The sequence below is a fragment of the Kitasatospora sp. NPDC058492 genome (genome assembly GCF_042720685.1).
GTDB lineage: Bacteria > Actinomycetota > Actinomycetes > Streptomycetales > Streptomycetaceae > Kitasatospora.
Window position 1 is genome coordinate 1 of the sequence record NZ_JBHXMU010000103.1, and the last position, 20,956, is coordinate 20,956.

Here is a 20,956-nt window from a genome sequence, read left to right on the forward strand (position 1 = left end):
GGCCGTGGCGGGCGGGCGGCGGGCTCCGCCGGGGCGGCCGCGCGCGAGCGCTGCGCGGGCAGGGCGGGGTCCTCGGTGCGCGGTCCCGCGTCCTGGTACGGCGTTCTCGCCCGCTGGCCGGCCATGCGCACTTCCCTCGCTCGTTTCGGCTGCCGCGGCGCGTGCGCGCCGCTGTGCGTGCCGGGACGCGTTCCGTCCTGGTGGCGGTTCCCAACTTCTACATGGCTGTAGAAGTTGGGCTGGAGCATACAAACCCATTCCAGCAAAGTCACCCGCCGTCCTTCGGCAGCGGCCGAGCGCCTGGTGGGCCGTCGTTAGGATGGTCATGATCCCCCGCCACGTCGGCACACCATCAGGAACGCGTCAGAGGAGCAGAGCGTCACCATGTTTGAGAGTCTGAAGAACCTCGCGGACAAGGCCACCGACCTCGCCCGCGAGCACAGCGGCGTGCTCGGGCAGGGCCTGGACAAGGTCGGCGACGTGATCGACGACCGCACGGACGGCAAGTACAGCGGCCAGATCGACACCGGCGTCGAGAAGGCCAAGGGCTTCCTGCGCAACCTCGACGGCGAGCAGAAGCCGGCCGAGTAGCCTGCCACCGGGCACGGTCGCCGGCACGATCGGCAGTACGACGGTCGAACAAGGGCACGGGCACCCGGGGAGGGGTCGGCAGCGATGAGCGAGGGGCAACAGGGGTCGCGCTGGGGGCGCTGGCTGGTCGTCGGCGTACTCGTCGCGGCCGGGTGGGGCATCGTCCACGGCGGTGACCACCCCACCACGGCGTCGTCCGGCGCCTCCCCGTCGGCGACCCCCTCCCCGGACGGTGCCGGGCCTTCCGCGTCCGCCCCGTCCGCGTCCGCCTCGACCGCGCCGTCGAAGCCGTCGAAGCCGTCCGGCCGCTACGACCCCGCCGACTACGCGGCCCCGGTACGCCGGTACGCCGCCGAGGCCGGGGTCAACCCGCAGCTGCTGATGGCGATCCTCTACAACGAGTCGTACAAGCCGCACGACCCGGAGCTCGAACGGGCCTGGCAGCGCGGCAAGCCCGAAGCCTCGTTCGGCATCGCCAACATGCACCGCGCCGCCTTCGACGACACCAAACCCGGCCGCCCCTTCGCCGACCGCCAGTGGGAGGAGCTGCCGGACGACCGCGACCTGGCCGTCCAGGCGGCCGCCTGGCACCTGCACGACCTGGCCGGGCAGCTCCCGGCACGGCCGAGCGCGCCGCTGAACCACGACGAGCTCCTCGCCCTCGGCTACAACGCCGGCGCGGGCAACATGCTGGCCTTCGCCCGGGGGGTCAAGGTGGGCTCCCAGGCGCAGTCCTACCTCGACCGGCTGCACGACAACTGGGCCAAGTCCGGCACGGCCGTCCAGTAGCGCGGTCTCCCCGGGCCCGGGGAGACCGCGCTGGGTATCAGCTGGCGTCGAGGCGGGCGGCCCACTGCGCGCGCCAGGCCAGCGCGTCGGCGACGCCCTCGGCGATGCCCCGCCGCGGCTGCCAGCCGAGCAGTTCGCGGGCGGTGTCGACGGCCGCGTAGCAGCCGATCACGTCGCCCGGCCGGGGGCCCGCCTCGCGGACGTCGAGCGTCGCGCCGACGGCCTGCTCGAAGGCGGCGATCAGCTCGCGGACGGTGGTGCCGTCGCCCGTGCCGACGTTGATGACCCGGTAGCGGTCCTCGGCGCCCTCGGCGATCACCTCGTCGAAGCGGAGCAGCGCCGCGACGTGCGCCTCGGCGAGGTCCCGCACGTGGACGTAGTCGCGGATGCCGGAGCCGTCCCTGGTCGCCCAGTCGACGCCGGTGACGGTGAACGGGGTGCCGTTGGTGTGCGCCTCGATCAACTTGCCCAGGGCGTGGGTGGGATTGAGGTCCTGGAGCCCGCTGCGCAGCCGCGGGTCGGCGCCGATCGGGTTGAAGTAGCGCAGGGAGATGACCCGCTGCCGCTCGGCGCCCTCCCCCCTGGTCCAGTCCTGGAGCACCTGCTCCATCATCAGCTTGGTGCGCGCGTAGGGGCTGTTGGCCTCGACCGGGCTGCTCTCGTCGACCCGTGCGTCCGGGATGGGCGCGTAGATGGAGGCGGAGCTGCTGAAGACGACGCGGGTGCAGCCGTGGCGCTGGAGGGCGTCGAGCAGTTCGATGGTCTTGCCGACGTTCTCCCGGTAGTAGTACAGCGGCCTGGCCACCGAGTCCGGGACGACGATCCTGGCCGCGCAGTGCACGGCGGCGTCGATGTCCGGGTGCTCGGCGAAGATCCGGTCGAGCAGGGCCACATCGGCGACGTCGCCCTGGTAGAACACCTTGCCCTCGACGAACTCGGCCCGGCCCTTGGACAGGTCGTCCAGGATGACCGGGGTGATGCCCTGGTCGAGGAGGGCGAACACCACCGAACTGCCGATGAATCCCGCGCCGCCGGTGATCAGGACCTTCTTCATGCGCGGACGCTCCCTTGCGGTCGGCCGGGCGCCCGGTGGCGCCCGGTGACCTTTGGGACGGTGGTTCGCGCTCGATGGTTCCGCCGCCGGGCTCAGCGGTGGGCTCAGCGGTGGGGGCGGCGGCGGAGCCAGAAGCCGGTGGCGACCAGCACGACGGCCGCGACGGCGGTGCCGATCGCGGCCCAGGTGGCGGCGTCGGGCGTGGTGTCGGAGGGGGTGTCGCGGGCGGCGGAGCGGGCCCGGGCGGCGCTGTCGGCGGCCGGCGGGGCGGTCGGGGCGGTGGGTGTGGGCGCGGGAGTGGGTGTGGGCGCGGGAGTGGGTGTGGGCGCGGGAGTGGGTGTGGGCGCGGGTATCGGGGCCGGGGCGCCGGTCGTCGCGCCCGTCGCCCCCGGCAGCGGAGGGTCGCCGATCACCGCGGCCTCGACGTCGAGTTCACCCTCGCCGTGCCCCGGCGAGGGAAACGCGCAGTCGACGCTCACCCGCCAGTGCCCGGCCGGGAGGATCTCCCGGGTGGTGTACGTCCCCGGCTCGCCCGGGACGGCGACCAGGCGCCAGGGGCCGACCGTGCGACCGTCGGTGGCCGTCGCGGCCAGCGTGCCGGTGAACTCCCCGGTGACCGGGTCGTGGTCGTTCTCCCAGGTGGCGACGGTGCTGACGCGGCCGTTCCGCTGGCCGGAGACGTCCAGGTGGACGGTGTCGCCGTGGGCGGCGACCGGCACGGCGGCGGGCAGCACGGCCGCACCGGCGAGGGCGAGGGCGGCGACGAAGGGTCGGGTTCGCATGGCGGGCAATCCTCGTGAGGGGTGAGGGGCAGGGAGCGGTGACGCCGGGTGCGGGCGCCACCGGATGGTGGCGGCGCCCGCACCCGGCGCCGCCGGACGGTCTCAGGAGGCCTTCAGCAGCGGCCGGTTGTTGCACGGCCGGCCGTTCGGGCTGCTCGAACTCCCCCCGGGGGCGTGTCTTGTGGATCAGGCCGGGCCCGCGACGCCTGGGCACGCACCTCGCCGCGTTGTCGTCGGTCGCCGATGCTCCGCATGGACTCCCTCCTCCGCCTTACGATGCACGCACCCAGACGCCGCGCGCTGATCCGACCTGATCCACAAGACACGCCCTAACCGACCACCGTAGTACCAGCGGCCGTCGAGCCCGAGCACCAGCGCGCCGCCACCCGCCGTGAAGTGAACCGGCCGACGCCGGAGGCGAGTTGCCGCTACGGGGGGCGCGGCTCCGCGCTCCGGCGTCCCATCGCGTTTCCCCTCCTCGTGCGAGGTGCGGGCGCCCTGCCGAGCGGGGGCCCGCACCTTCCGGCACTCAGGAGAGCGGTGGGCCGCACGGGAATAACGAAAACCTCTTGCGGAATTCGGCCGCTCGCACACGGCGGGCCGGGTCGCGCGGAGCGGACGACACCGGAGGGGGCGGGCCGGGAGCCCCCCGGGGACTGCCCCGGACGTGACGGTGCCGGGAAGCGCACTCGGGGGGTGTGCGCTCCCCGGCAACGGGGTGGTGGCGGCCACCCGGCCGGAGTCCCGGGGCCTGGGCTCAGACGGCCGTGACGGGAATGCTAGGGCGTGTCACAGGGCCCTGACCAGAGTCCTGAACTGGCCAATTCCCGCCCAGGACATGCCAGCTGGAGCCGATGACTGACGCACCGTCAACAACCGGCCAGGCCGCCGACCGGCCACCGGAACCGGTCAGGCCGCCACCCGCACCGGGGCCGCCTGCGCCGCCGCCCGCCCGCCGGCGCAGCCGCCGTGCAGCCGGGCCAGCCCGGCGACCAGCCCCGCCCGGTCCCCGGCGAGCCACAGGCGCAGCGCGGCGGACAGCGCGGCGCTGGCCGGTCCGCTCGACGGGCCGCCGGTCCGCGCGATCCGCTCGCCCAGCAGCGGCAGCAGGTCCGCGATCGGGGCGGGCAGCCAGAGGGTCAGGGCGCAGGGGGCGGGCCGGGCCAGGACGCGCCGCAGTTGCAGCGCGGAGGCGTCGTCGTGCAGCGCGGGGATGACCTCCAGCAGGCCGTCGACCACCACCTCGGAGACGTCCCCGCCGTGGCCGCGGGCGAGGGCCCGCAGCAGCGCGCGTTCGGCGGCGGTGATCCGGACGGTCAGCATGACCTCGTCGCAGTCCATGGTCCCGGTTCCCCTGTCGTGGAAGTCGTGGCGGTCGTGGCGGTCGTGGCCATCGGGGCCGGTGGGCCCGCCCCGGTGGTTCTCCTGCCCGTCAACGAGGCTCCGCTACCGGCGTTATCAGGCCGTAGTGGCCGTCGTAGCGGCGGTAGAGCACCCGGGCACGGCCGTCGCCGGGGTCGGCGTAGCAGACGAACGGGCCGCCGGTCAGCCAGAGCCGCCGGGCCGCCTCGGTGAGGTCGAGCGGGTCCGCCGGGTCGGCGTCCGTGGACCGGCCCGCCCCGGGCGCGCCGCTGAGCGGGCAGCGGTGGACCAGCGCGTCCCGGCCGGTCACGGCGTCCGCGAAGAGGTGGAACGGCCGGTCCAGCGCGAGCAGTTCGCGGGTGGCCTGCTCGGGGGTGCGGCGGGCGAGGACGACCTCCTTGCGCCGGGCGATCCGCCGTTCGGCGAGCGGGCGGGCGGCGTACTGCGGGCGGTAGGCGCTCTCGTGGGCGGCGGCGAATCCGATGTCGCCCTGCTCGCGCAGCCGGGCGGCCCGGCCGGCGAGGGTGCCCAGGGCGACGTCGACGGCCTCGCGGGCGGTGGCGGCGGCGAGTTGCACCCGGACCGGACCGGCGCCGGCCAGGTCGACGTGGGCCTGCGCGAGGGCGGGCCGGGTCATGGCCCGGTCGCGCACGCGGGTGAGCCGGATGCGCAGCGCGCGGGTTCCGGGGCCGAGCCCGGCGGCCGTCTCCAGTGCCTGCGCCCGGGCGTACTCGGCGTTCTCGCGCGGCAGCTCGCCGCGGATCTCCACCCGGACGTCGAGGGCGGGCCGGTGGCGCAGACTGGTCATCAGGGTCCTCCTTCTCCCGGACCATGCTGGCCCTCGGGCGGCCGGGCGGCGAGGGTCCAAAGACCCTGCGCGAGGGGCCCGGCCCGGATCTTTCCGGTGGGGCCTTCGCCGCAGGTCAGCACCGCGTTCCGGGGCGGTCGGGGCCACTGCGGATGATCGACCGTTGGAGTGATCCACCCGCGTTCGGCGCAACGCCCGTCGAACCGGCGCGTTTGCCATGACGTGCGCCCCTCCAGCCGGGGCACGCGCGGATCCGCGCGAGCCGGCCCCCCACCACCCGGCCGGCCCGTCGGGGCCCCCGGTACCGTCCGCACCGGCTCCTCTGATGAGAGGTACTGACATGACCCTGCTGACCGAGACGCGGCAACGGGACCTCCCCCCGAGAACCGCACCCACCGCACCCCGCACCACCCGCTCGGCCGTCCCCCCGCTCGCCCCCGGCGCCGTACCCGGCCTCGGCCACGCGGCCGCCCTGCTGCGCGACCCGCTCGGCTTCCTCGGCTCGCTCTCCCGGCACGGCGGCGTCGTCCGGATCCGGCTCGGGCCGCGCACCGTCTGCGTGGTCACCGACGCCCCGCTCGTCCACACCCTGCTCGTCGCCCTCGCCTACGACTGCCCGCGCGGCGCCGTCCAGGACACCCTCAAGACGGCGTTCGGCGACGGCCTGCTGATGTCCGAGGGCCAGGCCCACCGCGACCGCCGCCGGATCATCCAACCCGCCTTCGGGCCGGACCGGATGGCCGAGTACGTCGCCGTGATGCACCAGGTCACCGAGGAGCGGGCCAGGCGCTGGCACCCCGGGCAAGTCCTCGACGTGGCCAAGGAGATGAACCACCTCGCGCTGGAGATCGTCACCCGCTCGCTGTTCGACGCCCGGCTGAGCGAGGATGCCACCCTGGCCTTCCACCAGGCCCTGCCGGACCTGGTGAAGGGCCAGATCGTCCAATCCCTCTACCCGCACCCGGCGCTCGCCCGGCTGCCGCTGGCGGTCAACCGGCGCTTCGACGCCGCCGTCCGGGTGCTCAACCAGGTCGTCGACCAGGCCGTCAGGCCGACGGGCACCCGATCCGCCGAGCGGGGCGGCACCCTGCCCGCCCTGCTGCGCGCCGCCACCGACCCGGGCACCGGCCGGCCGCTCACCGAGGCGGACGTCCGGTCCGAGGCGATCACCATGTTCGGCGCGGGCACCGAGACCGTCTCCACCACGCTGACCTGGCTCCTCGACGAACTCCTGCGCCACCCCGAGGTGGAGGCCCAGGTGCTCGCCGAACTCGACGAGCACCTGCCCGCCGGAGCCGCCCCCACCCCCGAGGCGCTGGCCAGGCTCACCTACACCCGCAGCGTCACCCAGGAGGTGGTGCGGCTGCACGCGCCCAACGCCTTCCTGATGCGCACCGCCCAGGTGCCGGTGGACCTCGGCCCGTACCGGATCCCGGCCGGCACCGAACTGCTCTACAGCCTCACCGCACTGCACCGCGACCCGGACCGCTACCCGGACCCGCTGCGCTTCCGCCCGGAGCGCTGGCAGTCCGGCGGGGCCGGGCGGCACTCCTTCCTCCCGTTCGGGGCCGGCAAGCACAAGTGCATCGGGGAGGCCTTCGCCTGGGCCGAGCTGACGGTCGCGGCGGCCGCGATCCTGCGCCGCTGGCGGCCGGTGGCCGTCCCCGGCGCCCGGGCCCGGGAAGTGGTGTGGACGACGGTCCAGGCGCACGGGCTGCGCGTGCGGCTGACCCCGCGCGGCGCCCGGGTGCCCCGCCCGGACAGCCCGCCGGACGACCGGGTGGGAGAGGGCCGGGCGGGGGACGACCGGGCGCGGGACGACCGGGCGGCCGTCGAGGCCCCGCCGGCGGCCCGCTGCCCGGTGAGCATCCCCGCCCCCGCCCCCGCTGCGCCCCAACTCCCGCAACGGTCCGGCGAACTGCGCACCGCCGCGGCCCGGCACGCCGCCTGGGTGGTCGGCCGCAACCTCCTCACCCCGCCCGAGATGACCCGCTACGGGGCCTACGCCCTGCACGAGTTGATCGGCCACGCCTTCCCCCGCGCGCACGGCGCCGACCTCGATCTGCTGGTGGACATGCTGGGCTGGTTCACCATCCTCGACGACCGCTTCGACGGCCCGCCCGGGCGCCGCCCCGTCGAAGCCCGCGACGTCGTCGACCCGCTCATCGACGTCCTGTACCGCACCGGGGCCGATCGGACGGGCGCCTCCGCGCCGGTCGGCGCGGGCCCGGCGCCGCGCTCCGGCGACCACGTGCTCCGCGCCTGGCACGACCTGTGGAGCCGCCAGGCGCAGGGCATGTCCCCCAACTGGCGCGCCCGGGCCGCCCGGGAGTGGCAGGCCTGCCTGGAGACCTTCCCCGCCGAGGCCGAACACCGCGCCCACGGCACCGTCCCCGCCCTCGGCCTGCCCGAGACCATGCGGCTGCGCCGCCATGGCAGCTGTCTCTACCCGTTCATGAACATACTGGAACGGGTCCACGGCGCCGACGCCCCCGCCGCCCTCCACGCGGAGCCCGCACTGCACCGGCTGCGTGCCAACACCGCCGACGCCGCCACGCTGATCAACGACCTGTACTCACTGGAGCGGGAGGAACGCCAGAGCGCGGCCGCCTTCAACACCGTCCTCGCCCTGCAACGGATCCGCGGCTGCACCCGCAGCCGGGCCGTCGGCGCCGTCCGCTCCCGGGTCGCCCGGCTGCGGCGGGAGAACGACGCGCTGCGCAGCGACCTGCGCCACCGCCACCCGGCCGGGCGCTGGTACCTGGACGGCACCCGGGAGCTCATCGAGGGCGTCCAGGCCTGGACCAGCACCAGCGACCGCTACCTCGTGACGGACAGCCCTCGGACGTAGGCCCTGTCCGGCCGGTCCTGGCCGGACAGGACGCAGGAGGTGCCTACTTGCGGCCGCCGAGCGCGAACAGCAGCAGCACGAAGCCGGCGAACAGGTGCGTGGCGAAGATGTAGATGCCCGCCCGGATGAGCATGGCCTTGCGTCGGCGCTTCTCCTCGCGCGTGCCGTCGCTCGTGCTCTCGCTCATGGCGGGGGTTCTCCTCGGGTCGGCCGGCCGGGTCGGGCGCGGGTTCAACGGTCCCGACGGGCTCGAAGGGTTCAACGGGCTCGATGGGCTCGAAGGGCTCGACACGCTCGACCGGCCCGAGGGCCTCGGCGGGCTCAACGGTGCGGCCGGCCGCCGGGCTCGCGCAGTTCGGTGAGCAGCGCGCCCTGGTCGGTGATCAGCTCGGTCAGGATCCGGCGCGCGGCCCGCAGCAGCTCGGCCACGTCCGGGGTGCTGAGCGCGTACACCACGGTGTTGCCCTCGCGAGTGGCGGCGACCAGTTGGGTACGGCGCAGCACCGCGAGCTGCTGGGAGAGGTTGGAGGGCTCGACCTCGATCTCGGCCAGCAGCTCGCGCACCGGCCGGGGCCCGTCCTGGAGCAGTTCCAGCACCCGGATCCGGACCGGATGGCCGAGGGTGCGGAAGAACTCCGCCTTGGCCTGGTACAGCGGGACGGGCATGGTCCGCGTCCCTCCCTCGGGTACGGCTCGGTGAGCGTGCGGCCGCGTCCTCACCGGCGGCCGGCAAGCATCATCGCCACAGATGAAGATTTCTTCAAGTCGTCACAGTGGGCGCCCAGCCGTCGGCTGGCGGCCGCCCGGCCCGCCAGGGCCGCCCCCGAGTGGTCCACGTCACATCCGGAGGGCGCGCGGGAACGCCGGAAGCCGAGCCCGGGACGCTGCCAACTCCCGGACTCGGCGGTCATGGTGAGGTTCCGTCAGCAGAGTACAGGTACATCCACCTCGACCGGGGCCGGCCCCCGCCAGATCGACTCGACGGCGAAGGTCGCATGGAGGGTCGAACCGCACGGCACGGTGACGCTGACGCCGTCGACCCGCACGGTGGCGGCCGTGAACACGGCGCGCCCGCTCGCCGAGCCGAGCGACTCGCCGCCGACCACCCCGGCCGACAGGCGGGTGAGCAGCTCCTGCGACTTCGGCGGCCACGGGGTGTCCGGAGTGGGCGGACCGGCCAGGCCGATCTGCCCGTACAGCACGACGCTGCCGCCGGTGACCTCGGCGCAGACCTTGGTCGACAGCCCGGCCTGCAGGCCGTTGTAGCCGCAGGTCGTCACCGTGGCGGCGGTCTCGGCGGCGGTCTCGGCGGCGCCGCTGGTCGACACGGCGAGCGCCGGCACCGGCGCCGCGAGCAGGGCGACGACGCCGGCCGCGCCCGAGGCGATCCGGGTGATGCGGTTCATTGCCTCCTCCTTCGGAGGGTACGAGGAACGATCAGAACAGGTGAGGTAGCACATGTGACATTTCACATGCGCCATGAAGAGACTTTGCCATGCGATTCCCATGCCATGACCGCGATTCCGCCTTCGAAGTGCCGAGCAGACCGAAACCAGACCTTTGATGGCGTAATCCCACCCCGGAGGGTCGGGCTCCGCGCACCTGCCACGGCCGGCCTCCCCGGTGCCCGGCGCGGGGCCGGTCGCCCGCCTCGCAGGCGTCGGCCCGGGGACGGCCCGGACGGCGTCCGCGCCCACGGGCGGGCCACCGGTCGGCCGCCGCCGGCTCAGTCCAGGGAGGCCCGCAGGGCGTCGACCCGGGTGACGGCGGCCGCGAAGGCGGCGCGGTCGAGCCGGCCGGAGTCCAGGGCGTCGGCGAGGGCCGTGGTGGCGTCCTCGGCCTGCTGAGGGTCGCGGGCGGAGCAGAGGATCAGGTCCATCCCGGCCTCGGCGGCGGCCACCGCGCGGTCGCCGGGGCCGCCGTACGGGGCGAGGGCCTCGGCCTCCAGGGCGTCGGTGACGGTGACGCCCCGGAAGCCCAGGCGGCCGCGCAGCTCGCCCTCGACCACGGCGGGCGACATCCCCGCCGGGCGGTCCGGGTCGAGCGCCGGGTAGACCGCCCAGGAGGCCATCACCAGCCGGACGCCCGCCGCGATGGCCGCCCGGTAGGGCTCCTCACCGCGGGTGCGCAGCTCGTCCAGCGGCACGGACAGGGTGACGGGGCGGTCATCGGTGTTCTCGCCGTTGACTGCCGAGCCCAGCCCGGGGAAGTGCTTGGCGGTGGCGGCGACGCCCAGGCCCTGCTGGGCGGCGAGGAAGGCGCTGCCCAGCTCGCCGACGCCGGCGGGGTCCTGACCGTAGGAGCGCTCATGGCGGTCGATGAAGTTGCCCGGGGTGTCGTAGACGTCCAGCACCGGCGCGAGGTTCACGTTGAGCCCCGCGTCCGCGAGCGTCCCGGCGGCGCCGACCCCGGCGCGGCCCGCCGCGCCGAGCGGGTCGGGCTCCGATCCGGTCCGGCGGGCGGAGAGTTCGGGCGCGCCGGGCAGGCGGCGCACCTTGCCGCCTTCCTGGTCGGTCATCAGCAACAGCCCCTCGGGCACCGGCGACTGCGCCGCCGCCTGCCGCAACTGACCGACGGCCTCGGCGAGTTGCGCCGGGCTCGTGACATTCTCGGCGAACAGGATGACCCCGGCCGCCCGCCCCTCCCGAATCGTCTGCAGCACGCCCGGCGGCGGTGTCGGACCGGCGTAGGAGAGTACGATCCGGCGCCCCGCGAGCTGCCGCGCGTCCTGATCGGCCATCTCCGCCACCACCGTCCCCTCACCCGGGGCACTGACCCGCCCCGGTATCGACCCCGGCACGTCCGGTATCGAGGCCCGCACGGATATTGGTGCGGACGCCGGTGCGGACGCCGACACCGACCCGGCCGGAACCGGCCCGAGCGTGGCCGCCAACACCACCAGCATCGCGCCGAACTGGACGGTGCGCCGAAGCACGGCCATCACGCCTCCCTGAGGTCGGCAGCGGGATACGGCCCGTCAAGGCACCCGAGGCCGTCAAGGCACCCGAGCCCGTCGCCACCATAGCCCGGACCCCGGAAGAGCACACCCGAGCCCGCGCGGACGGGGGACCCGGGTGCCGACCGCCCTCAGACCTCAGCCCTCAGACCTCAGCCTTACCGGCGCAGCAACCGCCCCAGGACGGCGATCCCCTCCGCGATCTCCCCCGGCGCACCCGCCGCGTAGCCGAGCACCAGCCCCGGCGGGTACGGCAGGCGCGCATGCCAGGACAGCGGCTGCACCTTGACGCCCTCGGCGAGCGCCGCCGTGGCCAGTTCGGTGTCCGTGCAGCGGACCCCGGCTGGCAGGGTGAGCATCAGGTGCAGGCCGGCCGCCGCGCCGTGGACGGTGGCGCCGGGGAGGTGGGCGTGGACGGCGGCGATCATCGCGTCCCGTCGGCGGCGGTGGCGGTGGCGCAACAGCCGCAGGTGGCGGTCGAGTTCGCCGGACTCCATCAGCCGGGCCAGCACCAGCTGCGGCAGCACCGGGTTGCCCAGGTCGGCGAACCGCTTGGCCTCCAGGACGGCCTCGCGCAGCCGCGGCGGCACCAGCAGCCAGCCGGTGCGCAGCGCGGGGGCGAGCAGCTTGGAGATGCTGCCCGCGTAGCAGACCTGCTCCGGCAGGGCGGCGCGCAGCGCGGGGACGGGCGGGCGGTCGTAGCGGTGCTCGGCGTCGTAGTCGTCCTCGATGACCAGGCCGCCCTCGCCCGCCCAGCGCAGCAGTTCGCGCCGCCGCTCGCCGCCGAGGACGACCCCGGTCGGGTACTGGTGGGCCGGGGTGAGCAGGACGGCCGGGGCGCCGGTGGCGCGCAGCGCGTCGACCCGGACGCCCTCGGCGTCGACCGGGACGGGCGGGGTCGCGGCGAGCCAGTGGGCGAGGTGCTGGCGGGCGCCGAGCGAGCCCGGGTCCTCGACGGCGACCTCGGTGACGCCCATCCGGCCGAGGGCCCGGCCGAGCAGGGCGAGGGCCTGGGCCGTCCCGGCGACGATCAGCACCTCGTCCGGTTCGGCGCGGATGCCCCGGTTGCGGGCCAGCCAGTGGGCGACGGCCCGGCGCAGTGCGGGGGTGCCGCGGACGTCGCCGTAGCCGAGGTCGGCGGCGGCGAGGCCGTCGAGGACGGCGCGTTCGGCACGCAGCCAGGCGGTGCGGGGGAAGGCGGCGAGGTCGGGCACGCCGGGCGTGAGGTCGATCCGGGCGGGCGTGCCGCGCAGCAGGTCGAACACCTCGGGGTCGGGGTCGGCGTGGAACAGGACGGGCTCCGGCCGGGCGCGCGGCGGGGCCGGGGATGTGGCTGACAACGAGGGCGCGGCCGACAACGGGGGCACGGGCGGCGCCGGAACCGCGACGACGACGGTGCCGCCCCTGCCCCGGCCGGCGATCTGGCCCTCCTCGGCGAGGCGCCGGTAGGCGTCGGTCACCACTCCCCGGGAGACGCCGAGTTCGGCCGCCAGCCCCCGGGTGGCGGGCAGCCTGCTGCCCGTGGGGAGGCGGCCGTCGGCGATGGCCTCGCGCAGTCGGCGGGCGAGCCAGCCGGTCAGGCCGCCGGGCGGGGCGTCGGCGGTGTCGAGCTGGAGGAAGTCGGCGCCCGGGTCCGCCTGTTTGGACCTGCCGTCCGGTGCTTCTTTGGACCTGTTCACCGGGCCATTGTGGCGTGAGGGTGGGGCCATGACCACGGAAACGGCACCACTGAACGACCGGCAGGACGCCGAAGGCCCCGGCCACAACTACGCCCCCGGCTACGTCCACGGCTACTCGGAGACCGAGGCGCAACGGCTCGGCGACCAGGCGGACACCCTCGCCGAGCTGCTGCACGCGGGCACCGCGTACCCGGCGGGCAGCCGGGTGCTGGAGGCCGGCTGCGGGGTGGGGGCGCAGACCGCGCACCTGCTGGCCGCCAGTCCCGGCGTGCTGCTGACGGCGGTGGACGTCTCGGCGGAGTCGCTGGCGCAGGCCCGGGCCCGGGTGGCGGCCGAGGCGCCCACCGCGCGGGTCACCTGGCACCACGGCGACCTGCACCGACTCCCCTTCCCGGACGGCGCGTTCGACCACGTCTTCGTGTGCTTCGTGCTGGAGCACCTGGCCGATCCGGTGGCCGCGTTGACCGCGCTGCGGCGGGTGCTGCGGCCGGGCGGCACGATCACGGTGATCGAGGGCGACCACGGCTCGGCCTTCTTCCACCCGCAGGGCCCGGCGGCCCGCGACGCGGTCGACCTGCTGGTGCAGCTCCAGGCGGCGGCGGGCGGCGACGCCCTGCTCGGGCGCCGCCTGTACCCGCTCATGACGGAGGCCGGCTTCCGGGACGTGGTCGTCCGCCCCCGCACCGTCCACGCCGACGGCGCCCGCCCCGCCCTGGTCGAGGGCTTCACCCGGCGCACCTTCGTCGCGATGGTCGAGGCCGTCCGCACCGAGGCGCTGGCCGCCGGGCTGACCACCCCCGACGCCTTCGACCGCGGCATCGCCGAACTGCGCCGCACGGCCGAGCCGGGCGGGACGTTCCACTACACCTTCTTCAAGGCGGTGGCGGTCAACCCGTAGGCCGGTCGGGCGGGGAGGTCCGCCCGCCTGCCCGCCCGCTCACTCCGGGCTGTCGCCGAGGGCGGCCAGGAGGGTGCGCATGGCGTCGACGAGCGCGGCGGTCCGGGGGGCGTCGAGGCCGGCGAGGAGGAGCCGCTCGGTGGCGAGGTGGTCGGGGAGGGCGCGGTCGATCAGGGCGTGGCCCTCGGGAGTGAGCCCGACCACGCGGCTGCGGCCGTCCTGGTCACTCTGGGTGCGGGTGACCAGGCCGCGGGCCTCCAGACGGTCGAGGCGCTGGGTGATGGCGCCGGAGGTGACCATGGCGGACTGCATCAGTCCGGTGGGGGTGAGGCGGTAGGGCGGGCCGCTGCGCTTGAGGGTGGCGAGGACGTCGAAGGAGGCGGCGTCCAGGCCGTGTTCGCCGAAGGTCCGGTTGAGCTCCGCGTCCATCAGGCGGTAGAGGCGCTTGAGTCGGCCGATCACCTCCATCGGGGAGACGTCCAGGTCGGGGCGCTCGGCGGCCCACTGCGCGACTACTCGGTCCACATGATCTGCATCTGCCACAGGTTCAGGGTAGGGGATTCCGCCGCGATTCCTTAGCGATGAGGTAACTGTGAGCCACGTCACCCCGTCAAAGCGGCGAGAGATGCCTTAGCGCTGAGATACATTTGCTTAGTGCTAAGAAATCGCCTCGGAATCGTGCTGGTGACGGCGATAGCCCCCGCCGTCTGGGGGTCGACGTACATCGTCACCACCGAACTGCTCCCGCCCCACCGTCCACTCCTCGCGGCCGTCCTCCGGGCCCTGCCCGCAGGACTGCTGCTGATCGCCGTCACCCGCCGGCTGCCGAAGGGCAGCTGGTGGTGGCGCGCACCGGTCCTCGGCGCGCTGAACATCGGCGCCTTCCTCGCCCTCCTCTTCATCGCCGCCTACCGCCTCCCCGGCGGGGTCGCCGCCACCGTCGGTGCCGTCCAGCCGCTGATCACCGCCGGACTCTCGGCCGCGCTGCTCGGCGACCGGCTCACACCGCGCACGGTGATCTGCGGCATCGCGGGGATCGCGGGCGTCAGCCTGCTGGTCCTGCGGGCCAACGCCCAGCTGGACGCCGTCGGCGTGGCCGCCGCGCTCGCCGGCGCGGTCGTCATGGCCACCGGCGTCGTCCTCTCCAAGCGCTGGGTCTCCCCCGCCCCGCTGCTCGCCACCACCGGCTGGCAGCTCACCGCCGGCGGACTGCTGCTGGTACCGGTCGCGCTGTTCGTCGAGGGCGCCCCGCCGTCCCACCTCACCGGCGGCAACCTGCTCGGCTACGGCTACCTCAGTCTGATCGGCGCGGCGCTCACGTACGCGCTCTGGTTCCGCGGGATCCGGGCACTGCCGCCGACCTCGGTCTCCTTCCTCTCGCTGCTCAGCCCGGTGGTCGCCACCGCGATCGGCTGGCTGGCCCTCGGGCAGGACCTCAGCCCGCTCCAGGCGCTCGGCGCACTGATCGTCCTCGGCTCGCTGATCGCGGCCCAGACCCGGCGACTCCCCAGCACCACCGCGGCCTCCGCGCCCGCCGTACCCACCGCGCCGGCCGCCGCGCCGCCCGTCCGCGAGAACGCCTGACCCCGTCCCGCTCCCCGCCGAACTCCCCTCCGCACGCCCCGATCCCCGGCCAGCAGCCGCTGGCACCCACCGCACCAGGAGAACCTCCATGCACATCACCGTGTTCGGCGCCACCGGCAACGTCGGCAGCCGGGTGGTGACCGAGGCGCTCGCCCGCCACCACCGGATCACCGCCGTCCTGCGCGACCCCGCCAAACCGCACGGCCTGCCGGCCGCCGTCGCCCTCGGTGTCGGCGACGCCCGCAACCCCGAGGACGTCGCCCGCCTCGCCGCCGGGCAGGACCTGGTGATCACCGCCACCCGCCCGGCGCCCGGCAGCGAGCACGAGCTGTCCGCCGCCACCCGGGGCCTGCTGGCCGGTCTCGCCGGAACGGGCGTGCGCCTGATGGCCGTCGGCGGCGCGGGCAGCCTCACCCTCCCCGGCCGCGGCGGGACGGCTCTCGCCGACGACCCCGGCTTCCCCGCCGAGCTCCGGCCGATCGCCCGGGCCTGCCGCGAGCAGCTCGACCTCTACCGCGGCGCCGACCCGGACGTCGACTGGACCTACCTGAGCCCCGCCGCCCTGCTCGAACCCGGCGAGCGCACCGGCCGCTTCCGGCTCGGACGGGACGAACTGCTGGTGGACGCCGAGGGCGCCTCGGTGATCTCCATGGAGGACCTCGCCGTCGCCCTGCTCGACGAGGCCGAGCAGCCCGCACACCGCCGCACCCGCTTCACCGCCGCCTACTGACCTGGGGCGTGTTTCATCATTCCCGCCGGGCGCGCGCCGCGAATGATGAAACACGCCCTGGGGCGATCCTCCGCGTCCGGGGTGTACCCAGCACCACCCCGGACACGGAACCCCGCATGATCGACCGTCAGGGCGGGCTCGGACAGGATCATTCCCGTGAACACCAACGCATCGAACACCACGGCCTCGCACACCATCACGCCGAGCACCACCGCGCCGAACACCACCGCCTCGCACACCCCGGCGGCCGGCGCCCCCGCCTCCCGCACCCGGCGCGCCGCCGTGGCCGTCGCCGCCGCCGTCCTGGCCGGCCTCGCCGTGCCGGCCACCGCCAGCGCCGCCCCGGACGCCGGCCGGAACCCGGGCGACGCCGAGGTCGCCCCCGCCCGCTACACCCACCAGACCCTCGCCTGGCAGACCTGCGCCAAGCAGCCGGCGCTGGACTGCGCCACCATGACCGCCCCGCGCGACTGGCACCACGCCGACGCCGGCGCCGACGTGACGATCGCCGTCTCCCGGCACCGCGCCGGCGACCCGGCCAAGCGCAAGGGCACGCTGCTGATGGCCGCCGGCGGCCCCGGCGCGTCGGGCCTGCTGCGCCCGGCGAACCTGGCCACCGCCGCCCCGGCCGTCGGCGCCGCGTACGACATCGTGGGCTTCGACCAGCGCGGGGTCGGCGAGAGCACCCGGGCCGTGTGCCAGACGCCGGAGGAGTTCCAGGACTTCCTGGCCGGCGACTTCCGCGACCAGTCCCCGGCGGCGATCGACCGGGTGGTCGCCAACTCCAAGAAACTGGCCGCCAGTTGCCAGGAGCGCACGGGCGACCTGCTGCCCTACCTGAACACCGAGCAGACCGCCCACGACATCGACCTGTTCCGCGGCCTGCTCGGCGAGCAGAAGCTCAGCTACTTCGGCCCGTCCTACGCCTCGATGATCGGGGCCTACTACGGGACGCTCTTCCCGCACCGCGTCGAGCGGATGGTCCTGGACAGCAACATCGGCTTCGACGGCACCTGGGAGAAGTTCGAACTGGGCCAGCCGATGAGCTTCCAGCGCCGCTTCGACGAGGACTTCGTGCCGTGGCTGGCGGCCCGCGACGCCACCTACCACTGGGGCTCCACCCCCGAGGAGGTGCAGGCGCACTGGGAGCAGCGGCGCGCCGCGCTGCACGACCGGCCCATCACCGACGGCTCCCTGACGATCGGCCCGAACCAGTTGGACAACGGCGCGATCAGCGCGATCTACGAGCGGGACACCTTCCCCTTCCTCGCCCAGGCCCTGACCGCCGTCGACGACTGGCAGGGGGCCGACCCCGCGGCCAAGGCGATGGCCGGGCGGCTGTTCGGCCAGTACCTCAGCCCGGAGTTCCTCGCCGAGTACTTCTCGGTGACCTGCAACGACACCCCGTGGACCAAGGACATGGACACCTGGGTCCAGCACGGCGCGGAGAACACCGCGCGCTACCCGCTGGTGGGCGCCCGCACGCTGGCCTTCAGCGCGGTCTGCGCGGCCTGGCCGACCGCGCCCGCCCCCAAGGTCAAGGTGACCGGCGCCCACCTGCCGACGGTGCTGATGCTCAACTCGGTGCACGACCCGGCGACGTACTACGAGGCGGCGCTCGGCGCGCACCGCGCGCTGCGCGGCTCCAAGCTGGTGACCGTCACCGGGAGCGGCGACCACGGCCAGTACCCCACCGCCAACTCCTGCGTCACCAACGTCGTCGAGAGCTACCTGCTCGACGACCGCGCCCCCCAGCACGACCTCGTCTGCCCCACCCCGCAGGCGGGTTGACCCCGGGCGCGACCTCGTCCGGCGGGCTGGCCCCAGGGTCTCAGGGTCCGTACGGCGGCGGTCAGGCCCTCAGCCTCGACCGGAGCCAGGCGAAGGCGGCGGCGAGCCCGGCGAAGCCCCCGACGGCGAGCTTGATACCGGCCTTGGCGACGATCCAGCCGACCCAGGGGACGCTCCAGCCCAGCCAGTGGAAGACGGCCAGCAGGACGACGGCGCCGCAGAGGGCGGCGAGCACCGTGACGGCCACGGCGGCGGCCCGCGAGAGCTCTCGTGGGCCGTCGCCCGTCGTGTCCTGCGACTGGTCGCCCGTCAGCTGCTTCGTGTCCCCATCACCCATGGGGATCATCCTACGGATTCCTCACCGGCTTCCTCACCGGCGGGCGCGATGGGTGTCGCCGAGGTGCTCGCCGGTCTCGTCGTCGGGGAAGCTGACGGCGAGGGTGACGCGGTACTCGTCCACGTCCTCGCGGTGCCCCGGCACCCGGGCCCAGGCCAGCGAGTGCACCTCGGCCCCGGGGGCCTGCCGGCACCAGGCGGCGGCCTCCTCCAGTACGCGGGCGGCCGAACGCCCGGTGCACACCACGGCGGTGTACGCGGCGACGGCGAGGTCCCCACCGCTGCGGGCGACCCGCGAGACCGCCCGGACGGCGGCCGCGGCCTGGGTCAGGTCGCGGGCCAGGTCGTCGACCACCCGAGGGGGGGCCGGCAGGACGACCGCTCCCTCGGCGACGGTCTCGGGCAGGTTCGCGCTCACAGTCCGGGCCTCCATCCGCATGGTCACGGGGCACAGCATGCCGGGCGGAGATTCCTGGCATGCCCTTTTCACCAGAACGTCACCCGTCCAGGGGCGAGTTGGGGCCGCCCCCTGGCGTCCGCACGCCCGCCCTGGTAGGGAAACGCCCGCCCGACGGCAGGCATCCACGCAGGTCAGGAGGGTCGACGGCGGGCGCCGCCGGGGAGCCCGGAACGACGCGCACGCACCACCCCCGCGCCCCGGACCGCCGGTCCGGGCCCCTGCACGCCCGGCCCACCACCGGCACGCCCCCGGTCAACTCCCTTGGCAGAAAAGGGAGATGCCGCCGACACCCGACCCGGACACCCCTCCGGCGCCGCCACCGGGTCGGCGGACGGAACCTGCGGGGGACGCGCGCGCACGCCAACTCGCTTACCCGGCAGGGCCGTCGGCCCGCCCGGCCGCGGCGCGGATCCGGCCCCGACCCGAGCCCGAGCGACAGTTCCCCCGCCCCTGGTGACGTGCGGCTTGTGACGCCGGTGCCGGGCCGGGGCAACCTCCGGCCACCCCTGTCGCGTCAGATCGTCGTGATACTAATCGTTGCGACTGTGGGAGCCGCCGGCCGGCGGCAGGCACGATGACGGCGGTTCATCCGTTCCGGGAGGGCCGGGACGGCTACGGGGAGGGGCACGGTATGACGGCGAGGTTCGGCAAGGTGCAGGGCGGGCGCGGGCTGCGGCTCGGCAAGCGGGTCACGGGGACGGCTGCGGCCTTCACCGCACTCGCCGCGCTGACGGGCTCCCAGGTGACGGGCTTCGGGCTCGCCCCGGTCGCGGCCGCCGACGCCGTGACGGCGCCGGACACCGCCGGCTCACCGGCCGGTGGCGGCCCGACCGCCGGCGCCGGCAGCACCTTCGGCACCGGCCTCCCGGCCGACGGCGGCGGCACCGTCCAACTGCCGCAGCCGCCCGGCACGGTGCCCGGCGCGCCCACCGCCGGCCCCTTCGCCGCCACCGGCCCGGCCCTGCCCGCGACCGTGCTCGCCGCCTACCGCCAGGCCGAGGCCTCGGCCGCGCAGCGCTCGCCCGGCTGCCACCTGCCGTGGCAACTGCTGGCCGCGATCGGCCAGGTCGAGTCCGGCCAGGCCAACGGCGGCCAGGTGGACGCGGCGGGGACGACCCTCACCCCGATCCTCGGACCGGCCCTGGACGGCAACGGCTTCGCCGCGATACCCGACAGCGACGGCGGGCGCTACGACGGCGACGCGCGCTGGGACCGCGCCGTCGGACCGATGCAGTTCATCCCCTCCACCTGGGCGACCTGGGGCACGGACGCCAACGGCGACGGCAAGGCCGACCCGAACAACATCTTCGACGCCGCCGAGAGCGCCGCCCGCTACCTGTGCGCGGGCGGGCGCGACCTCGCCGACCCGGCGCAGCTCGACCGGGCGATCCTCAGCTACAACAACTCGGGCGAGTACCTGCGGACGGTCCGCAACTGGATGGCGCACTACGGCAGCGGCACCGTCACCACCGTGCCGAACCGCCCGGCCTCCTCGACCCCGCCGGCCTCGCTGCCCTCCCCGCTCCTGCCGCTCGTGCCGCTGCTGCCCCCGACCGGGACGACGCCGGGCGCCACCGCCGGGACGCCAAGCGCCCCCGCGACCACCCCGACCCCGGGCGGGCAGCCCTCACCGAGCGCGCAGCCGACCTCGCCGGCCCCGACGCAGTCGTCCTCCGCGCAGCCGACGACGGATCCGAGCACCACCCCGACGGGCACGCCCAGCAGCACGCCGCCGTCGACCCCGCCGGCCACGCCGTCCGGCACGCCGTCGACCACTCCGTCGGGCACCCCGTCCGGAACGCCGACCGGAACGCCGACCGGCACCCCCACCACGACGCCGACCACGACGCCGACCGGAACGCCCACCGGCTGCCCGAGCCCGACGGCCACGGCCACGACCACCCCGACGGGCAGCCCGTCCCCGACGGCCACCCCGACCGGAACGCCGACCGGCACCCCGGCCACCCCCGGATGCGCCACGGCGACGCCGACCCCCGGCGGCACCCCCACCCCGGGCGGCACCCCCTCCTCCGCCGCCCCGAGCACGACCCCCAGCGCGGGCCTCTCCCCCTCGGCCGCCCCGCCGACCCGCTGACACCGCCTCATCCGCCGACGGCCCGCACCCCAGGTGCGGGCCCTCCGCGTTCCCCCCCCCCCCCCCAAACCACCCGCGAACGAGACCCAGACCGAGCCCCACCCCCGATACCACCCCGCGCCGGCCCCCGCCCCCCCCCCGCGCCCGCCCCCCCGCCGCCCGCCCCGCCACCATCGGTCTGTCCACCGCC

General features: G+C 75.4%; 20 protein-coding genes. 8 read left to right on the top strand and 12 right to left on the bottom strand.

What is annotated here, in order from left to right; genetic code table 11:
- Positions 1-384 precede the first annotated feature (384 nt).
- Positions 385-591, top strand: a complete 207-nt coding sequence (locus tag ACFWPI_RS37790) for an antitoxin (protein WP_063350645.1) — start codon at positions 385-387, stop codon at positions 589-591.
- 84 nt (positions 592-675) lie between these two features.
- The gene (locus ACFWPI_RS37795) at positions 676-1,380 is read left to right on the top strand and encodes a lytic transglycosylase domain-containing protein (RefSeq protein ID WP_380381120.1); all 705 of its coding nucleotides are present in this window, start codon (positions 676-678) and stop codon (positions 1,378-1,380) included.
- Between the two features lie 37 nt (positions 1,381-1,417).
- On the opposite strand, the gene galE is transcribed toward ACFWPI_RS37795, so the two are convergent.
- The 4 genes from galE to ACFWPI_RS37815 form a co-directional block, all read right to left on the bottom strand.
- Positions 1,418-2,434 (bottom strand): UDP-glucose 4-epimerase GalE, encoded by a 1,017-nt coding sequence (gene galE / locus ACFWPI_RS37800; RefSeq protein ID WP_380381098.1) that lies wholly within the window; start codon positions 2,432-2,434, stop codon positions 1,418-1,420.
- Between the two features lie 104 nt (positions 2,435-2,538).
- Entirely contained in the window at positions 2,539-3,216 is a 678-nt protein-coding gene (locus ACFWPI_RS37805) for a hypothetical protein (protein WP_380381096.1), read from the bottom strand.
- Between the two features lie 909 nt (positions 3,217-4,125).
- Complete coding sequence (locus tag ACFWPI_RS37810; RefSeq protein ID WP_380378779.1) at positions 4,126-4,557, bottom strand: hypothetical protein; 432 nt, start codon at positions 4,555-4,557, stop codon at positions 4,126-4,128.
- A 91-nt stretch (positions 4,558-4,648) separates the two neighbouring features.
- Entirely contained in the window at positions 4,649-5,386 is a 738-nt protein-coding gene (locus ACFWPI_RS37815) for a sigma 54 modulation/S30EA ribosomal C-terminal domain-containing protein (protein ID WP_380378777.1), read from the bottom strand.
- Between the two features lie 340 nt (positions 5,387-5,726).
- Here ACFWPI_RS37815 and ACFWPI_RS37820 point away from each other — a divergent pair, with 340 nt between their 5' ends.
- Positions 5,727-8,237, top strand: coding sequence for a cytochrome P450 (locus tag ACFWPI_RS37820; RefSeq protein ID WP_380378776.1), 2,511 nt, complete (start codon positions 5,727-5,729; stop codon positions 8,235-8,237).
- Between the two features lie 43 nt (positions 8,238-8,280).
- On the opposite strand, the gene ACFWPI_RS37825 is transcribed toward ACFWPI_RS37820, so the two are convergent.
- The 5 genes from ACFWPI_RS37825 to ACFWPI_RS37845 form a co-directional block, all read right to left on the bottom strand.
- Entirely contained in the window at positions 8,281-8,424 is a 144-nt protein-coding gene (locus ACFWPI_RS37825; RefSeq protein WP_159398578.1) for a DUF6126 family protein, read from the bottom strand.
- Positions 8,425-8,558: 134 nt separating this feature from the next.
- Positions 8,559-8,903: a helix-turn-helix transcriptional regulator gene (locus ACFWPI_RS37830; RefSeq protein ID WP_063350638.1), complete on the bottom strand. Its 345-nt coding sequence runs from the start codon at positions 8,901-8,903 to the stop codon at positions 8,559-8,561.
- A 257-nt stretch (positions 8,904-9,160) separates the two neighbouring features.
- Entirely contained in the window at positions 9,161-9,643 is a 483-nt protein-coding gene (locus ACFWPI_RS37835) for a hypothetical protein (RefSeq protein ID WP_380378774.1), read from the bottom strand.
- Positions 9,644-9,963: 320 nt separating this feature from the next.
- Positions 9,964-11,178 carry a glycoside hydrolase family 3 N-terminal domain-containing protein gene (locus tag ACFWPI_RS37840; RefSeq protein WP_380378772.1) on the bottom strand — a complete coding sequence of 405 codons (1,215 nt, stop codon included), beginning with the start codon at positions 11,176-11,178 and terminating at the stop codon, positions 9,964-9,966.
- Positions 11,179-11,351: 173 nt separating this feature from the next.
- Positions 11,352-12,902, bottom strand: a complete 1,551-nt coding sequence (locus ACFWPI_RS37845; RefSeq protein WP_380378771.1) for a PLP-dependent aminotransferase family protein — start codon at positions 12,900-12,902, stop codon at positions 11,352-11,354.
- Here ACFWPI_RS37845 and ACFWPI_RS37850 point away from each other — a divergent pair.
- The gene (locus ACFWPI_RS37850; RefSeq protein ID WP_380378769.1) at positions 12,901-13,770 is read left to right on the top strand and encodes an L-histidine N(alpha)-methyltransferase; all 870 of its coding nucleotides are present in this window, start codon (positions 12,901-12,903) and stop codon (positions 13,768-13,770) included. The genes ACFWPI_RS37845 and ACFWPI_RS37850 overlap by 2 nt on opposite strands.
- 39 nt (positions 13,771-13,809) lie before the next feature.
- On the opposite strand, the gene ACFWPI_RS37855 is transcribed toward ACFWPI_RS37850, so the two are convergent.
- Positions 13,810-14,295 (bottom strand): MarR family winged helix-turn-helix transcriptional regulator, encoded by a 486-nt coding sequence (locus tag ACFWPI_RS37855; protein ID WP_380378768.1) that lies wholly within the window; start codon positions 14,293-14,295, stop codon positions 13,810-13,812.
- A gap of 129 nt (positions 14,296-14,424) precedes the next feature.
- Here ACFWPI_RS37855 and ACFWPI_RS37860 point away from each other — a divergent pair, with 129 nt between their 5' ends.
- The 3 genes from ACFWPI_RS37860 (at position 14,425) to ACFWPI_RS37870 (ending at position 17,875) form a co-directional block, all read left to right on the top strand.
- Positions 14,425-15,354 (top strand): EamA family transporter, encoded by a 930-nt coding sequence (locus tag ACFWPI_RS37860; protein ID WP_380378767.1) that lies wholly within the window; start codon positions 14,425-14,427, stop codon positions 15,352-15,354.
- Between the two features lie 88 nt (positions 15,355-15,442).
- On the top strand, positions 15,443-16,084 hold the full coding sequence (locus ACFWPI_RS37865) for an NAD(P)-dependent oxidoreductase (protein ID WP_380378766.1): 642 nt from the start codon (positions 15,443-15,445) through the stop codon (positions 16,082-16,084).
- Positions 16,085-16,240: 156 nt separating this feature from the next.
- A complete protein-coding gene (locus tag ACFWPI_RS37870; protein ID WP_380378764.1) occupies positions 16,241-17,875 on the top strand; it encodes an alpha/beta hydrolase in 1,635 nt (544 codons plus the stop codon).
- A 61-nt stretch (positions 17,876-17,936) separates the two neighbouring features.
- Here ACFWPI_RS37870 and ACFWPI_RS37875 read toward each other — a convergent pair whose 3' ends face one another.
- Both ACFWPI_RS37875 and ACFWPI_RS37880 read right to left on the bottom strand, forming a co-directional pair.
- Positions 17,937-18,212 (bottom strand): hypothetical protein, encoded by a 276-nt coding sequence (locus ACFWPI_RS37875; protein ID WP_380378763.1) that lies wholly within the window; start codon positions 18,210-18,212, stop codon positions 17,937-17,939.
- 33 nt (positions 18,213-18,245) lie between these two features.
- The gene (locus ACFWPI_RS37880) at positions 18,246-18,629 is read right to left on the bottom strand and encodes a hypothetical protein (protein WP_380378761.1); all 384 of its coding nucleotides are present in this window, start codon (positions 18,627-18,629) and stop codon (positions 18,246-18,248) included.
- A gap of 673 nt (positions 18,630-19,302) precedes the next feature.
- Here ACFWPI_RS37880 and ACFWPI_RS37885 point away from each other — a divergent pair.
- Positions 19,303-20,766, top strand: a complete 1,464-nt coding sequence (locus tag ACFWPI_RS37885) for a lytic transglycosylase domain-containing protein (protein ID WP_380378759.1) — start codon at positions 19,303-19,305, stop codon at positions 20,764-20,766.
- The last annotated feature ends 190 nt before the right edge of the window (positions 20,767-20,956 follow it).

Bases quoted from the DNA above. Each gene is read 5' to 3' on its own strand.
- ACFWPI_RS37810 (WP_380378779.1), bottom strand. From the start codon at position 4,557: ATGGACTGCGACGAGGTCATGCTGACCGTCCGGATCACCGCCGCCGAA.
- ACFWPI_RS37850 (WP_380378769.1), top strand. From the start codon at position 12,901: ATGACCACGGAAACGGCACCACTGAACGACCGGCAGGACGCCGAAGGC.
- ACFWPI_RS37840 (WP_380378772.1), bottom strand. From the start codon at position 11,178: ATGGCCGTGCTTCGGCGCACCGTCCAGTTCGGCGCGATGCTGGTGGTG.
- ACFWPI_RS37845 (WP_380378771.1), bottom strand. From the start codon at position 12,902: ATGGCCCCACCCTCACGCCACAATGGCCCGGTGAACAGGTCCAAAGAA.
- ACFWPI_RS37805 (WP_380381096.1), bottom strand. From the start codon at position 3,216: ATGCGAACCCGACCCTTCGTCGCCGCCCTCGCCCTCGCCGGTGCGGCC.
- ACFWPI_RS37885 (WP_380378759.1), top strand. From the start codon at position 19,303: ATGACGGCGAGGTTCGGCAAGGTGCAGGGCGGGCGCGGGCTGCGGCTC.
- ACFWPI_RS37865 (WP_380378766.1), top strand. From the start codon at position 15,443: ATGCACATCACCGTGTTCGGCGCCACCGGCAACGTCGGCAGCCGGGTG.
- ACFWPI_RS37820 (WP_380378776.1), top strand. From the start codon at position 5,727: ATGACCCTGCTGACCGAGACGCGGCAACGGGACCTCCCCCCGAGAACC.
- ACFWPI_RS37795 (WP_380381120.1), top strand. From the start codon at position 676: ATGAGCGAGGGGCAACAGGGGTCGCGCTGGGGGCGCTGGCTGGTCGTC.
- ACFWPI_RS37830 (WP_063350638.1), bottom strand. From the start codon at position 8,903: ATGCCCGTCCCGCTGTACCAGGCCAAGGCGGAGTTCTTCCGCACCCTC.
- ACFWPI_RS37815 (WP_380378777.1), bottom strand. From the start codon at position 5,386: ATGACCAGTCTGCGCCACCGGCCCGCCCTCGACGTCCGGGTGGAGATC.
- ACFWPI_RS37790 (WP_063350645.1), top strand. From the start codon at position 385: ATGTTTGAGAGTCTGAAGAACCTCGCGGACAAGGCCACCGACCTCGCC.
- galE (WP_380381098.1), bottom strand. From the start codon at position 2,434: ATGAAGAAGGTCCTGATCACCGGCGGCGCGGGATTCATCGGCAGTTCG.
- ACFWPI_RS37835 (WP_380378774.1), bottom strand. From the start codon at position 9,643: ATGAACCGCATCACCCGGATCGCCTCGGGCGCGGCCGGCGTCGTCGCC.
- ACFWPI_RS37875 (WP_380378763.1), bottom strand. From the start codon at position 18,212: ATGGGTGATGGGGACACGAAGCAGCTGACGGGCGACCAGTCGCAGGAC.
- ACFWPI_RS37825 (WP_159398578.1), bottom strand. From the start codon at position 8,424: ATGAGCGAGAGCACGAGCGACGGCACGCGCGAGGAGAAGCGCCGACGC.